Below are 1,198 nucleotides of genomic sequence, written 5' to 3' on the forward strand. Positions count from 1 at the left end.
CTTGAAGAGATGAAAAAATTATTGAAAAATATATTTAATTCTAAGAGATATGTTAAGGAAAAATTAGATGAAAGTGAAAAAATAGATTTCGATAAAATAGAATTTTTAAATGAAAAAGGAGATTTTGTAGGAGCGTTAAAAAATCTATCTAAATACCTTTTCAAGTTTTATGAAAAAAAAGTAATAATACTAATAGATGAATATGATACACCGTTAGTTACAGCACATTCACAAGGATATTACGATAAGGCAATATTTTTCTTTCGAAACTTTTTAAGTGCGGCACTAAAAGGAAATCCATATTTAGAGTTTTCAGTACTTACAGGGATATTAAGAGTCGCAAAAGAAAGCATCTTTTCAGGATTAAATAATCTTGCAGTATCAACAATTTTAGATAGAGATTTTAATCATTTTGGTTTAACTGAAGAGGAAGTAGAAGAGTTATTAAAATACTATGAATTAGAGTATGAATTAGAAGAGGTTAAAAAATGGTATAACGGATATAAGTTTGGAAATAAGTTAGTTTATAATCCATGGTCATTAATTAATTTTGCTAGTAAAAATGAGTTAAATCCTTATTGGGTAAATACAAGTGATAATACCTTGATAAAACAATTATTGACTAAAAACGATGAAAAGGTATTTGAAGAGTTAGAGCTAGTATTTAAAGGTGAAACAATATGGGAAACAATTTCGGAGAATATAATTTTTGATGATTTAGATAATATAAATACTATTTGGTCTTTAATGTTATTTTCAGGATATTTAACATATGAAGATGTAAGAATTTCTACAATAACTGGACTTAAATCATATTCATTAAAAATACCTAACCAAGAGATTAAAAGTTTCTTTAGACAAAGTTTTATAGAAACGTATACAAAAGGAGATGTACATTTTTATGGTCTTATGATGGAAGATCTGTTTTTGGGGAATCTAACTTCATTTGTGAATAGATTTAAAAAAATGTATGCCTCAGCTATAAGTTATCATGATACAGGGGATAGTGAAAAGTACTATCATCACTTTATGCTAGGTTTACTTTTAACATTAGGAGACAAATATATAATAACTTCTAATAGAGAAAGTGGATATGGAAGATATGATATAGCTTTAGAACCTAAAGATAAAAGAAATTATGGGTTAATATTTGAATTTAAAATAGGGGACAAAAACTCTATTGAAGAGAAAGCTAAGG

The 1,198-nt window shown here is 26.3% G+C and carries 1 protein-coding gene; it reads left to right on the forward strand.

Going from position 1 to position 1,198, the window contains the following annotated elements:
* On the forward strand, positions 1 to 1,198 hold a 1,198-nt coding region (locus ACRCYC_RS03520), incomplete at both ends, for an AAA family ATPase (protein ID WP_438617808.1).

This window comes from Paraclostridium sp., from assembly GCF_051657365.1.
In the GTDB taxonomy this organism is placed as follows: domain Bacteria; phylum Bacillota; class Clostridia; order Peptostreptococcales; family Peptostreptococcaceae; genus Paraclostridium.